Origin of the sequence: Candidimonas sp. SYP-B2681, assembly GCF_003971065.1 — a bacterium.
Classification (GTDB): domain Bacteria; phylum Pseudomonadota; class Gammaproteobacteria; order Burkholderiales; family Burkholderiaceae_B; genus Pollutimonas.
In genome coordinates this window covers 306,888-321,232 of record NZ_RYDV01000003.1, presented here as the reverse complement: position 1 = coordinate 321,232, position 14,345 = coordinate 306,888, and the positions used below count along the sequence as shown (strand labels likewise).

The 14,345-nt window shown below is 54.1% G+C and carries 10 protein-coding genes and 1 tRNA gene; 8 read left to right on the top strand and 3 right to left on the bottom strand.

From position 1 onward, the window contains the following. Positions 1-19: 19 nt before the first annotated feature. The 5 genes from EKL30_RS08765 to EKL30_RS08745 all read left to right on the top strand — a co-directional run bounded on the left by EKL30_RS08765 (position 20) and on the right by EKL30_RS08745 (position 5,051). Positions 20-1,906 (top strand): ABC transporter permease, encoded by a 1,887-nt coding sequence (locus tag EKL30_RS08765; RefSeq protein WP_126706832.1) that lies wholly within the window; start codon positions 20-22, stop codon positions 1,904-1,906. Next, entirely contained in the window at positions 1,903-2,676 is a 774-nt protein-coding gene (locus EKL30_RS08760) for an ABC transporter ATP-binding protein (RefSeq protein WP_126706831.1), read from the top strand. The genes EKL30_RS08765 and EKL30_RS08760 overlap by 4 nt, the downstream gene beginning before the upstream one ends. Positions 2,677-2,678: 2 nt before the next feature. Continuing rightward, a complete protein-coding gene (locus EKL30_RS08755) occupies positions 2,679-3,431 on the top strand; it encodes an ABC transporter ATP-binding protein (RefSeq protein ID WP_233582947.1) in 753 nt (250 codons plus the stop codon). Positions 3,432-3,604: 173 nt separating this feature from the next. After that, on the top strand, positions 3,605-4,630 hold the full coding sequence (locus EKL30_RS08750; RefSeq protein WP_126706829.1) for a TerC family protein: 1,026 nt from the start codon (positions 3,605-3,607) through the stop codon (positions 4,628-4,630). A 1-nt stretch (position 4,631) separates the two neighbouring features. Then, on the top strand, positions 4,632-5,051 hold the full coding sequence (locus EKL30_RS08745; RefSeq protein ID WP_126706828.1) for a universal stress protein: 420 nt from the start codon (positions 4,632-4,634) through the stop codon (positions 5,049-5,051). A gap of 146 nt (positions 5,052-5,197) precedes the next feature. On the opposite strand, the gene EKL30_RS08740 is transcribed toward EKL30_RS08745, so the two are convergent. After that, the gene (locus EKL30_RS08740) at positions 5,198-8,761 is read right to left on the bottom strand and encodes an indolepyruvate ferredoxin oxidoreductase family protein (protein WP_126706827.1); all 3,564 of its coding nucleotides are present in this window, start codon (positions 8,759-8,761) and stop codon (positions 5,198-5,200) included. Positions 8,762-8,859: 98 nt separating this feature from the next. On the opposite strand from EKL30_RS08740, the gene EKL30_RS08735 reads away from it, so the two are divergent. Then, the gene (locus EKL30_RS08735; protein ID WP_126706826.1) at positions 8,860-9,771 is read left to right on the top strand and encodes a LysR substrate-binding domain-containing protein; all 912 of its coding nucleotides are present in this window, start codon (positions 8,860-8,862) and stop codon (positions 9,769-9,771) included. On the opposite strand, the gene EKL30_RS08730 is transcribed toward EKL30_RS08735, so the two are convergent. Continuing rightward, a complete protein-coding gene (locus EKL30_RS08730) occupies positions 9,768-11,066 on the bottom strand; it encodes a phospholipase A (protein WP_126706825.1) in 1,299 nt (432 codons plus the stop codon). The genes EKL30_RS08735 and EKL30_RS08730 overlap by 4 nt on opposite strands. Before the next feature lie 188 nt (positions 11,067-11,254). Here EKL30_RS08730 and EKL30_RS08725 point away from each other — a divergent pair. Continuing rightward, positions 11,255-11,331: transfer RNA gene (locus EKL30_RS08725), tRNA-Arg, on the top strand. Between the two features lie 974 nt (positions 11,332-12,305). On the opposite strand, the gene EKL30_RS08720 is transcribed toward EKL30_RS08725, so the two are convergent. Next, on the bottom strand, positions 12,306-13,211 hold the full coding sequence (locus EKL30_RS08720; protein ID WP_126706824.1) for a LysR family transcriptional regulator: 906 nt from the start codon (positions 13,209-13,211) through the stop codon (positions 12,306-12,308). A gap of 124 nt (positions 13,212-13,335) precedes the next feature. Between EKL30_RS08720 and EKL30_RS08715 the strand changes: the two genes are divergently transcribed. Continuing rightward, positions 13,336-14,310, top strand: a complete 975-nt coding sequence (locus tag EKL30_RS08715) for a tripartite tricarboxylate transporter substrate binding protein (RefSeq protein WP_126706823.1) — start codon at positions 13,336-13,338, stop codon at positions 14,308-14,310. Positions 14,311-14,345 lie beyond the last annotated feature (35 nt).

Here is a 14,345-nt window from a genome sequence, read left to right as displayed (position 1 = left end):
CGAGGCGCCGCAATCCACAATGCAGCTTACCGGTTTTATCGTTCAGTTTCTGAACGGCCTGGCCGAGGCGTCATCCTTGTTTTTGGTGGCGGCCGGTCTCTCGCTGATTTTTGGTGTCAGCCGTATCGTCAATTTTGCGCACGGGTCTTTGTATATGACCGGCATATACATTGCGTATTCGGTCGTCCAGCGGTGGGGACAGAGCCCTTATGGATTTTGGGCAAGTCTGTTTGTGGCGTCACTTGTCGTGGCTATCATGGGCGCCCTGATAGAGATACTGCTGCTTCGGCGCATTTACAAAGCTCCGGAGATGTACCAACTGCTGGCCACTTTTGCATTGGTGCTGGTCATTAACGATGCCGCCCTCTGGTTTTGGGGCCCTGATGACCTGCTCGGACCTCTTGCGCCAGGTCTGAATGGCTCTGTACTTATTTTCGACCGCTATCTACCCGTATACGATCTGGCCCTGATCGTTATTGGTCCGGCCGTCCTGTTGGTCTTGTGGCTGCTATTGACCAGAACCCGGTGGGGTACGCTCATTCGTGCTGCGACCCAAGACCGAGAAATGCTGGGGGCGCTCGGGGTGAACCAGGCGTGGCTTTTTACGGGCGTATTTGCCCTGGGAGCTTTTCTTGCAGGGTTAGGAGGGGCGATTCAAATTCCCCGGCAGCCAGCCAGCCTGATGATGGACTTAAGCGTCATCGGCGACGCCTTCGTGGTGGTCGTAGTCGGAGGCATGGGATCCATACCGGGAGCCTTTCTGGCTGCCTTGATCATTGCCGAACTAAAAGCACTCTGCATTGCGCTGGGGGTAGTCGACATCGCAGGTGTGAGCGTCGCGTTTCCCAAACTGACTCTGGTGGTCGAGTTTATTTTCATGGCTTGCGTTCTGGTTTTTCGGCCGTGGGGGCTACTGGGCAGGCCTCTTGTGAACATCCGGCATGCTGGTACGCCAGATGCACCGCTGCGCCCTGGAGGATCGGCGTTCAAAGCAATGGTGGTTTTGTTAGTGGGGGTGTTTGCCATCTTGCCTATGTTATCGACTACCTTTCCCTATGCCCCGGTTCTGGCTCAGGACATTCTTGTGGCAGTGCTATTCGCGGTGAGTTTGCATTTCATGATGGGCCTGGGAGGCATGGCTTCGTTTGGCCATGCCGCGTACTTTGGTATGGGCGCCTACGGTGCCGCCTTGTTGTTTAAATCGGCTGGTCTGGGCATGGCTGGGTCAATCATTGCAGCGCCGCTCGTGGCGGGTATGGCGGCGATGATGTTTGGCTGGTTCTGTATCAGGCTTTCCGGTGTTTATCTTGCGATGTTGACCTTAGCCTTTGCTCAGATCATATGGTCGGTCGTTTATCAATGGGACGCCGTCACGGGCGGGTCCAACGGCATTATTGGCATCTGGCCAGAGCCGTGGCTGTCGGGCGATGCTTACTATTACTTCACGCTGGCGGCGACAATACTTGTCATTTTTGCCATTCGACGGCTCGCGTTCTCGCCTTTCGGCTACGCACTGCGTGCAGTAAGGGATTCGCCTTTGCGCGCCGATGCCATTGGTATCCACTCGAAAGGCGTGCAATGGACGGCTTTTATTGTCGCGGGGTCGCTTGCGGGTCTAGCCGGCGGTCTGTATGTTTTCTCAAAGGGAAGCACGTCCCCCGAGGTGATCACGGTGGCTAAGTCGGTCGATGGCCTGGTGATGGTGTTGTTGGGTGGCATCCAGACCTTGTTCGGACCTGTCGTCGGGGCGGCCAGCTTTACGATGCTGCAGGATTATTTCGTGGGCGTCACTGAATATTGGCGCGCCCTTTTCGGGGCAGTCATTTTGTTGATCGTCTTGGCCTTCCCGCAAGGCATCGCGGGCTATTGCGCCAGGTTGATGCAAGGCATAAGGAAGCGAGCATGAGTTTGCTGTCAGTGCGTAATTTGACCAAGCGATTTGGCGGCAATACGGCCGTCGACAATGTAAGTTTCGATCTGCAGGCCGGCGAATTGTTGGCCCTTATCGGTCCCAATGGTGCCGGGAAGTCGACGACTTTCAATATGGTCGGCGGACAATTGCCTGCAAGCTCGGGTTCAGTGATGTTCAACGGCACCGAATTATTGGGTATGGCTTCGCGTCGTATCGCCCATTTGGGAGTAGGAAGGACGTTTCAGATCGCCGCTACCTTTGCATCTCTTACGGTCGTGGAAAATATCCAGATGGCTTTGCTGTCCCATCATCACAATGTTTATTCTTTCTGGCGTCCTGCATATCGCCGATTCAAGGACGAAGCGCTGCAGCTTCTGGAACAGGTCGGCATGCAAGCGCAGGCTGACCGACCCTGCAGTGAATTGGCCTATGGGGATGTGAAACGGGTAGAGTTGGCAATGGGGCTGGCCGGGAAACCGCAGCTTCTGTTAATGGATGAGCCCACGGCCGGGATGGCCCCCGCGGAACGCAATGCATTGGTGGCGTTAGTAAAGAAAATGGTGCTGGAACGGAATATGGCAGTCTTATTTACCGAGCACAGCATGGACGTGGTTTTTGCTTATGCCGATCGCATTATTGTGCTGGCGCGCGGGCAGCTTATCGCTGAAGGCAACGGCGAACATATACGGCTTCATCCTAAGGTCCAGGAAGTTTATTTCGGAAGCGGCAGGACATTTGAAACCCAGACTGCCGGAGGGGCATGATCATGCCTCCGAATCACAATTCGATCGTGTCTGTTCCCTTATTGAAGGTAACCGATCTGAACGCCTGGTATGGCGCCGCGCATATCCTGCATGACATCGACCTGCATGTCGGCCGAGGTGAGGTTGTGGCGCTAATGGGGCGCAATGGTGCGGGAAAATCCACGACACTGAAATCCATTATGAACCTCATGCTAAAGCGCAATGGCCAGGTTCATTTCTTGGGGCATGCTCTCGAAGGAAAACAGTCTTACGAGGTGGCGCGCCTGGGTTTGGGCTATGTGCCGGAAGATCGCCGAGTCTTCACCGAGCTTACTGTCAAGGAAAACCTGATGACCGGTCGCCAAATGCCCAGAAGCTGGCCTGATGGTGGGGTCGGCCTGAACTGGACGATCGAATCGATTTACGAGCTGTTTCCGAATTTGGCGCCGATGCAAAATCGTCTTGCCGGCTCCATGAGCGGGGGCGAACAGCAAATGCTGACCGTGGCAAGAACGCTGATGGGTAATCCGTTTCTTGTGTTGCTGGACGAGCCGTCCGAGGGGGTTGCCCCACTTGTCGTCGAGCAGATGGTCTTGATGATTCTCGCGTTGAAAGAACGCGGCGCCAGTGTGCTGTTGTCTGAACAGAACATCCATTTCGCCCGTCTGGTGTCAGATCGCGCCTATGTGCTCGAGAAAGGCGCCATTCGGTATACAGGGTCTATGCAGGATTTGGCGGAAAATGAAGAGGTCAGAAGATCGTACCTGGCACTGTAGGCGGAATGGCTTTTTAGCGGTCAGGCATCGGTTCGCGGTGTGCGCACCGAACATTTGCTCTTGTGCGATTTTGCTGACCGCGAGAACGGCGGGATGCTGAAGTCGACGTTCGGTGGTAATGGCATACATCGTAGACTATCCATAAGCGTTCGCAACTACGTGAGGAATACCTCATGCATGGAGTCGAAACCTTTGCTACCTTGCCAATGTGGGCCGGTTTTGTCTCGTTCGTACTGGCGGTTCTTGCGCTGGACCTATTCGTCCTGGGCGGTAAGCAGTCACACCGGGTATCGTCACGGGAGGCCCTGAGTTGGGCGCTCGCCTGGGCCACGCTCGCCACGATGTTTGGCATTGTCCAGTGGTGGTACCTGAACGAAACCTCCGACCGGATCGTCGCCAATAGCAAGACGCTGGAATTTTTTACGGGATATTTGATTGAACTGTCGTTGTCTGTGGACAATATGTTCGTGTTCTCGATGATTTTCAGCTACTTCGCGGTTTCTCCCGAATTTCAGCGCCGCGTATTGCTGTTCGGCGTGCTCGGCGCTATTGTGATGCGAATCATGATGATCCTCACTGGCGTGTGGCTAATATCGAAATTTGTATGGCTCTTCTATGTGTTTGGCCTGTTCCTGGTTATCACTGGCATCCGAATGTTGGTCATGGCAGAACATGCGCCGGATCTCGCTCGCAACCCAATTGTTCGCCTGATGCGCAAAACCATGCGAATGACCAAGGACTATCAAGGGGAATCGTTTTTTGTACGCATGAATGGGCTGGTGTATGCCACGCCGATGTTCGGCGTGCTGCTGCTGGTGGAAGCCACTGACCTGGTGTTCGCCGTGGACAGCATTCCTGCTATCTTCGCTGTAACAATGGACCCATTCGTCGTCTTTACTTCGAATATTTTCGCGATTATGGGGTTGCGGGCCTTGTACTTTCTATTGGCCAATATGGCAGAGCGATTTCGCTACCTGAAGTACGGTTTGGCGATCATACTGATTACTATCGGCGGCAAGATGCTGATGGCGCCATGGGTCCACGTCCCTGTGCACTGGTCGCTCGGGGTTGTTGCCATGATTTTGCTGGCGTCCATCGGCGCCAGTTTATCTCTGTCCCGACGGGCATCTACCCGCGATGCAGATCACAGCACACGCATCGCGAATCGAAAGTCTGCAGAGTCAAAAAGGAGACCATGATATGAACAATATCGTACTTGCGACCGACGGGTCCGCGCGCAGCGATGCGGCGGCGCGATATCTGGTCGAGAGTCCTTTGCTGAACCGTGATTTCACCGTGCATGTGGTTCATTGTGAGCCGGGCGTTAGCGGCGACATCCAGACTTTCGTGAACCGTGATGATATCGAGGCCTGGCATCGAGAACAAAATGAAAAGGCCATGATCTCAGTGACCAACATTTTGCGCCAGGGCGAGATTGCCGTCGAATGCCACGGACTGGTCGGGCATACGCCAGACCGCATTATCGAGTATGCCCGTAAGGTTGACGCAATGGCCATCGTGATGGGCTCGCACCACCGTAGGCCCGTGCTCGATGCCATCATCGGGTCGGTCTCCGGTCGTGTACTTGCCCATGCACACTGCCCCGTGTTGCTGGTTTGACATTCGCAGGCGGGTTCACAGGGCAGGTTGGCGGGGCTGCGGCGGGGTAGCCGCCGCGGCGCGTCGCTTCGCATGCTCGCCGTGCGGTGCCGGGTCGCGGTTCACAACACTATGGGCATGGCCGACTTGAGCGCGTTTGCCAACAGTCAGGCGACCCTCCCCAAAATAGCTGCCTGCCGATAGCTGTCCAGCAGGGCGCTGCGTTTTGCCTTTGCCGCCAGCATACTTTTTTCCTTTACGTGGCCGAAGCCACGAATGTCGTCGGGGAGGTTTGCCAACTCCAGCGCCATGGCGAGGTTTTTTGCGGTCACGGTTTCGGTCAATTCCTTGACAAGTTGAAAGTATTCGACAACCAGCTCGCGCTCCTGTTGTCTTTCTCGGGTTTTTCCGAACATATCCAGCGCGGTTCCGCGCAATCCTTTCATTCGCGCAAGCAGCTTGAAGACGGTCATCATCCACGGACCAAATTTTTTCTTCACTAACTCGCCCTGTTCGTTCCGTTTTGCAAATAGTGGCGGTGCCAAGTGAAAGTTAAGTTGATAATCGCGTCCTGGTTCGCCTTCGAACTGTTCACGTAGTTTTTCGGTGAACACCGGATCCACATACAAACGGGCGACTTCGTACTCGTCTTTGTAGGCCATCAGTTTGGCCAGATTTCTTGCAACAACCGGAGTCAGCCGCAAGGGTTTAGGCATCGATAGCGCCGCCTCCCGCTCTCGTATCAAGGCGATAGCATTGGTGTAATGCTTGGCGTAATCGGCGTCTTGATATTCGGTCAGCCATCTGGCGTTGCGTTCGATTAACTTATCGAGCGTTTCGGGCATGGCAATAACCGCTGCGGCGTATTCGTTCTTGCCCAGATCTGGCGCAACAATGCTCACACCGTGATGGGCCGCAGCGCGGCCCCATTCAAATGCTGACAGATTTTTCTCTATCGTGACGCCGTTAAGTTCGATTGCACGCACCAGGCTCTCGTACGATAAAGGTATCCAACCTTTCTGCCATGAATAACCCAAGAGCAATGGATTGGCATAAATGGCGTCTCCTAGAAGCTTAAGGGCCAGCGCATTGGCATTCAGAAACTCGCACCCTGTTCCGATGGCAGTGGTCAGGTCTCGGGCAGCGGCCGCTTCGGGGAACTGCCACTTCCGATTGTGAATAATATCGGCGGTTGGAATAGGAGCGCTGTTAACAGCGGCGTGAGTGACATTTTTATGAGCCCTGGACAGGACTTCCGGCGAGGTCGTAACGATAGCATCGCAGCCGATAATCAGTTCGGCTTCACCTGTTGCGATACGTGTAGCGTGAATATCGTCAGGATGATGTGCGATTTGCACGTGGCTTAGCACCGCTCCGCCTTTCTGAGCCAGACCCGCCATGTCGAGTACCGTCACGCCCTTATTTTCCAAATGGGCAGCCATACCTAGCAGGCCGCCGATCGTAACGACGCCAGTACCACCTATACCGGTGACGAGTATGCCGTAAGCGCCAGCAATAGCGGGCAGGGTCGGTTGCGGCAAGCCGGTATTGGCGATGCCGCCTGCGTCGCCCGCTTTGGGGCGGGGCTTTTTAAGTTGTGCGCCTTCAGCGGTGATAAAACTGGGACAGAACCCATTTACGCAGGAATAGTCTTTATTACATGATGATTGATTGATCTTCCGCTTGGTTCCTGAAGCGGTGTTCAGGGGCTCAACCGACAGACAATTTGATTTGACTGAACAGTCGCCGCAACCTTCGCAAACGGCGTCATTGATAAAAGCCCGACGCGCAGGGTCGGGATAGGTGCCGCGCTTGCGCCTGCGCCGCTTTTCGGTGGCGCAGGTCTGGTCATAGACCAATACGGTCGTGCCCTCGATCTCGCGCAACTCGCGCTGTACGCGGTCGAGTTCGTCGCGGTGATAAACAGGCGGATTGCCGACCAGTGTCATGCCACGGTATTTTTCTGGTTCGTCGGTCACGACCACGACTTTTTTGGCACCTTCCGCATGGACCTGTGCGATGACGTCTGTCACCTTGAGCACGCCGTCTACGGGTTGCCCCCCCGTCATGGCGACCGCGTCGTTATAAAGAATCTTGTAGGTAATGTTGGCATTCGCGGCAATGGCGGCCCTGATTGCCAATACTCCGGAATGAAAGTACGTTCCATCGCCCAGGTTGGCAAAAATATGCTTTTCTTTGGTGAAGGACTTCTGACCTATCCATGCCGCGCCTTCACCGCCCATATGGCTGAAAGTTTCCGTTTTCCGGTCCATCCAGATCGTCATGTAATGGCACCCAATACCGGCAAGGGCGCGCGAGCCTTCGGGCACATTGGTCGACGTATTGTGTGGACACCCGGAGCAGAACCACGGCTTGCGCTCTGTGGTCGCCACAGGCTGCAGCATTTCGCGTTCTTTGGCATCGATGATGGCGATACGGGCCGCGATTCTGGAGCGCAACTCGTTGGGTAGGTCGGTTCTTTCCAGTCGCCGCGCGATAGCGCGGGCGATCATGGCTGGTGACAGTTCGGCGCGGGCAGGCAGTAGCCACTGGCCCCGGGGTACCGACCACTCACCGCCTGCATTGTCTTTTTCGTCGAACTTTCCGAAGACCCGGGGGCGAACGTCGTCGCGCCAGTTGTACAGTTCCTCTTTTAGGGCATATTCGAGTATCTGGCGTTTCTCTTCAACGACCAGGATCTCCTCGAGCCCTGTAGCAAATTCGCGGGCATCTTGCGCGTTCAATGGCCACACGCAGCCGATTTTTATCAAACGTATGCCGATTTGCGCACAGGCGGCTGCGTCGAGACCCAGATCGGCCAATGCCTGTCGAGTGTCGAGATAGGCCTTTCCAGCCGTCATGATGCCAAAGCGTGCGCGTGGCGAGTCGATAACCACACGATTAAGCTTGTTGGCGCGTGTGTATGCCAACGCTGCATACCATTTATAGTCGATCAAGCGCGCTTCCTGAACCAAAGGCGGGTCCGGCCATCGTATGCTCAGACCTTCGGGCGGTAGCATGAAATCTTCAGGAATGATAATGCGCGCGCGGTCTGGATCAATTTCCACCGAAGCCGTGGACTCCACGACGTCGGTTACGCATTTCATGGCGACCCATAGGCCTGAATACCGGCTCATGGCCCAGCCGTGCAAGCCATAGTCCAGATACTCCTGGACGTTTGACGGGTACAGCACCGGAATGCCTGCTGCCTGAAATGCGTGTTCGGACTGGTGTGCCACCGTAGACGATTTTGCTCCGTGGTCGTCGCCTGCCAATACCAGTACGCCGCCGTGTCGCGCGGTACCTGCAGAATTTGCATGCTTGAATACATCCATGGAACGGTCTACGCCTGGCCCCTTGCCGTACCACATGCCGAAGACGCCTTCACGGGTAGCGTCGGGATACAGGGTGACTTGCTGCGTGCCCCACACGGATGTTGCCGCCAAGTCTTCGTTAAGACCGGGTTGAAAGACAATATCCTTGTCGCTCAAGTGTTTTTTTGCTTTCCACAGAGCCATGTCGAGCGCACCGAGGGGAGAGCCGCGATAGCCGGAAATAAACCCCGCCGTATTCAGACCGGCTCGTTCGTCACGTGCCTTTTGCAGCATCGGCAGCCGTACGAGCGCCTGGGTACCGCTCATGTAGGCACGGCCGTGTTCCAGCGTGTACTTATCGTCGAGCGTTGCCTTGGCATGTGCCGAAAGCATCGACTGATCAAGGGGAGCATTCATTCGGCCGTCTCCTATTGGAATAATTAGTATGGCGAGTGTAGAAGCTAAGTTTGCCATCGTAAAATCAAATTTTCCGTTAACAGCTATTGGAAAACCAAATGAAGAGCGAAGTCACTCTGCGCCAGTTCCGATATTTTATTGCCGCAGCAACTTCCGGCCAGTTTTCCACTGCTGCAGTTTCGGCGCATGTGTCTCAGTCGGCGATTACCAGTGCAGTGCAAAGCCTGGAAAAGCAACTGAAGGTGCGCCTGTTCGAGCGCTTGCCGCATGGTGTGGTATTGACTCCGGAAGGTCAGGTTTTTTTTCACCATGCGCGGCATGTGATGGACTCGGTGAACGATGCTATGCGCCATGCGAGCTTGCTGCCCCAGACGGCAACGGGCACCATACGGGTGGCGGCCACCTACACTGTGTTGGGGTATTTCTTGCCTGACTTGCTCAGCCGATTCAAACGGAGCTTTCCCCAGGTAGAAATTGATCTGGTCGATATGGACAGGGGCGCTCTTGAGAAAGCGCTGGCGGATAATTCCATCGATTTGGGCATAGGGTTATTGTCGAATATCGATTCGGGCGGGCATTATGGTCAGCACTTACTGGTGCGCTCGCGACGTCGAGTCTGGATGGCTAGCAACCATGCTTTAGCCAGGAAAGCAGCCGTTAGCCTGCAAGAAATTGCAGAGTGTCCTTATATATTGCTGACGGTCGACGATGCCGATGTTGCCGCTATGCGCCACTGGGGCGCTGCCGGCGCCAAGCTCAAGGTGGCTATGCGAACAAGCTCGCTGGAAGCTCTGCGAGGCTTGGTCGCCTATGGTTTTGGCGTGTCGATATTGTCGGATTTAGTCTACAGGCCCTGGTCGCTTGAGGGAAAGAAGATCGTTGCGGTCCCGATCAGCGATGCCGTTGCGCCTATGGATGTGGGTTTATTATGGCCTGCATCGAAAGAGCCTGTGGGCCTTGTCGATACATTCAGGCAGTTCCTGATTCACGCGTGCGATACCGATAGTTAGGGAACCAAGGCAATTCCTATACGAATCTGGCCGTCGCTTTTGCGGTTGTAGTTAAGCAAGGTTTGACCATAACCTTGAAAATACTGTACATGAAAGTAGCCATTCATATTCAGGAAGGTTCTTCGCAATGGCCATGCGGCTTCTAACTGGCTGGTATTACGTCCGCTCTTTCCGTGACGATACAGACCAGACAACACAAGGCCGTTATCCTGGGCCCAGCGCAGTTTCCAGTCTACGTAGCCAGCATAATCTGCATAGTCCGGGTTCTCGTTCTTCTCGAAGTACGCTTTGATGCGTGGGGCAAAAGTAAGGGTGCTTCCGCCATCGAAACGGTAGTTGAATTCCGGTTGTACGTAAGCGAAATTCAGGGACCGTGATTCATCCTCTTTCTTCCCGTTGGATTCATGCTCTACACCGCTGGCAAGCCCGACAAACCAATCTTTCTGCGGAGCCTGCCAGAGGGCATCTTTACGCCAAAAAAGACTGGGTTTGAACGAGGTGTCGACGAACGGATTCGAATCAGAGCTCAAATCCCACAGTGACGTTTGTGTGTATCCAAAATAGAAGTTGTCTATGAATTCCGGGTTGGCTGGATCGTTGGGAGAAAATAGGCGATATTTGAAACTAACCTGATAGCGTGCGTTTCGCCCCCCTTTATTGCCTACATCGAAATAGATAGGTTCATAGGGCGAGATGGCGCTTCGAAAATTCTCGAATGCGGTAGGCGGGGCAACCAGACGTTCCGGCGTGTTCACCGGCGGTCCTTCAGTAACAGACGCTCCGGTCGCGGCGACGATGCTGTCCGGAAGAGCTGGATCACTAAGCCCGCGGCCTGCTCCCGCATCGATGACGGGGCCGGCGGCAACGGTTCCTGATACCGGACTGTTTTCCAAGGGGCTCGTGTCCAACGCCAGAAGCGTAGGTTCGCCTTCAACATTGACAGCTTGCAATCCCTTAACGCCGGTTGGAACCACGGCGCGCCATGCGAATTTCACAAAATTATTCACCGGGACGTTGACCTGGGCTCCGCTTGTAGTCAGACGCGCGAGGCTGCGTATCACTTTGCCATCTTGATTACGCCACTGCAGAACCAGGCTTTTCGGAGCGGTCCAGCTAATGGCCGTGTCGCCGTCATTGAACAAGAGACCAATAATATTGATCGCCTCACCGGCAAGTGCTTGGGGGCGGTCAAGTTTGTAGGTAATTGCCGCCGTTGCGGGACCTGCCAGCAACAGTGCGCCGAGCATAGCGATACTGTGAAGAAGTCGTTTACGTAATGGGGTAGAGGGGCGCATCGGCTGCTTTATCGTGTTGTGGCTCAGGCGGGAAACTGTAGCATTTGGCCAAATTGACTACGTTACCTAATGTAATAGTGTCGTTTAAGTGATACTTTCATGCGGCACCTGACATGCATTCTGCTTCGCAAGTAGACGAAAACAGAGGGTTTTCCACTTTTGGATGTGACGCGGTAAAATGCGCCCACGCGTCGTTAGCTCAGTTGGATAGAGCAATGCCCTTCTAAGGCATGGGTCGGGGGTTCGAACCCCTCACGACGCGCCATTTTCCTCTCAACGCTGCCGAGCACATCGACTTTCTCTTATTCCAATACCTCGCGGGGCTTACCTGTATATATCGGTTGAACGCCCGCAGTCTGCACCAGCGCGCAATATGCAGATCTGAGCTGCGCCTCTCGGTGTAGGCACCGCCGCCGAGGATCTCGAAGGCTCCGTCGCACTATCTTAGTTTGCCGACGTCGACATCGTTTTCGACGCGACTTGGACCGTTGCTTACGTATAGATGACGCCTACTCGCTCAGTATTAAGCCTGACATTCGACTAAATAGACCTTATGGGCGGGACAAGCAACGCGACGGATGCGCGGGCGTTCAGGTAGGAGCATCACTGGTAAAGGCTATTTCTCATCATCTTGATGCCCTACTCAGCCTGTGAACCAACATGGCAGAGGGCGAGCTCGCCATCGCTCACGACCAAAACGCCCGTATGTTGGTATGAGAAATAAGAAGAAGCGAATAGTGTTTCATGATCGCGGGTGTTTTCCCCGCTGGCCCTAAACTGGTTGAGAGCGTGGTACTGCGTGGTGAGTTTGATGATACGCCTTACGATGAGCAACGGGCTTTTCCGTACGATAAAGTCATGGAGCTGATCGAAGCGATGCCTACATATCGGGACAAGGCTCTGTACGCGCTACTCGCTGCTAGTGGATGTCGTACATACGAGGCGTTACAGGTTTTGTTCAACGATGACGTCGATGTGGAAGGAGGAGTAGTACGACTCGTAAGTCCAAAGAGTAGGCCGGGGCATCCGAGCTACAGGGCCCTAGTTCCTGCGCAGCGAGAACTGCTTGCATGGAAGGGGCGAACGTCGAAACTTAGCCGCATCCGGGCATGTTCCTTTGAGCCTTGGCAGAATAGTCCAGATAGAGTGACTGGAGCAAAACGAACAAAGATATGGGCAATCGCGCCTCGCTTCAACGAACAGTATGCCGACTTTGCTGCTAGCAGCTCGTCCGAAACCTCACTTCGTGGCTGTTATTTTGGAGTGCTGAAGCAGCTTTAGAAAATTATTCGCCAGCACAGAAGGGGTCCGGCCTTCCCTCGTCACGATGCCAAGCGACCTGTGCATTGCCGGTGAACGCAAAGGAATAACCCGCAAGTCAATTTGCCCGAGTTGAGGCAGGACTAGACGAGGAATAGCAGTAATCCCCAATCCCGCAGCAATCAGTTGGCCGGTGAGCCGAAGGCCATCTATTTCGTACGCCGGCTCGACATCCAAATGGAGTTGTTTGAAGACCTGTTGGGTCAGCAGAGACATACTTGTCGTAGGCGAAAGCGCAATGTAGGGATATTTTTTAAAAACACTCCATCTACATGATGACGATTTGGCCAACGGGTGAGCAGGACTGCAGATCAAGACAAACTCATCATCCAAGAGATGTTCGTACAGTACCTTTTCACTTTTCGGCGGCTTCATGGTAATGCCGAAATCCACCTGACCGTTAACAACTAAGTCGGTCAAGATCTGGTTGTGTGGGGCGACGATGGACACTTTCACTGCGGGCCAGGTCCTTGCAAATTCGCACATCACCTCAGGTAGTAGCGTGGCTCCCAATGAAGGCAATGCGGCGATAGAAAGCGTCCCGCGATCGCCATCCATATATTCAGTAACTCCCTCTATAAGACATTCAAAGTCCATAAGAAGGCGACGAGCGATAGGCAAAAACGATGCCCCGGCCGGAGTCAGGCTGACATTTCGGGTGGTTCTGTCAAAGAGTTTTGCTCCAACTGCCTCTTCTGCGCCCTGGATACATCGGCTTAAAGCCGGTTGCGATGTATGCAACTGCAATGAGGCTTGGTGAAAGCTTAAGTTTTCCGCCACAGAGACAACCGCCTCCAAATGAACAAGGGTGAGTCGCGACCGCATGATTATTCCACTTTTTGCAATACATTAATGATACTTTTGCATTTTACAGAATAATGATGAGCGCATAAACTCCTCGACTCTATTGGTCTTGAAGCAAGGCTGATAACGTAACGGAGAAGACACAATGATAAAGATTGCGCTGTCCGCAATAACAATGATGGTATTGACAATAGGCACGATGGAAGGACCCGTCGCATTCGCCTCAACATTTCCTGAAAAGCCCATTACCCTGCTCGTGCCATTTCCGGTTGGAAGCGGCAGCGATAATACGGCGCGCGTAGTCGCGCAGGAAATCTCCCGTCAGAGCGGACAACCTGTAGTCGTTGAGAATCGGCCTGGAGCGAATGGATTTATCGCGACTCGTGCGGCAGCCTCCGCCCGTCCTGACGGCTACACGCTATTGCTTACGAGCAATACCCATTACGCGAACAAGTTTCTTTTCAAAAGCATGCCCTATGAACCTATCGCGAGCTTCGATACGGTAGGGGTGATCCGCGAGCCCTCACCGCTCGTGCTGGTTGTGGGTGCAGCCTCCCCTTATCAAACGCTGGACGATCTAACCAGAGCGGCGCGGGCAAAGCCGGGGGCACTGTCATACGGAAGCGGCAACTCTTCCTCTCGAGTCGGGGCAGAGCTCTATAAACAGCAGATTGATGCCGATATTCTTTATGTGCCTTACAAGGGCAATGCGGAAGCGCTCAATGATGTGGCTGCAGGGCGTGTGGATATGATCTTTTCTGATGTGGGTGCCATGAGGTCCATGTTTGAGGCCGGTAAAGTACGGCCACTTGCCATCACGGGCAAGCAGAAATTAGCGTTCCTCAAAGGCGTCCCCTCTTCTTCAGAATTAGGGTTGCCAGGCCTTGAACTTGGTTCATGGGGTATTTTTCTAGCGCCCAAAGGTACGCCAACAGAGGTCCTGAATAAGCTTCATAAGTGGATCTCTGATGCTTCAGAGGCGAAACCGGTTAAGCAATTGATTGCCGCAACGGACGGAATTCCGACCCGAATGACCCGTGAAGAAATGGATAGGTTTGTCGAAACAGAGATGATGAAATGGGGCGCGATCATTCAAAAAGCGGGTATTGAACCGCAATAGCAACCGTCATCTACATACAACCAAAAGGAGTTCTT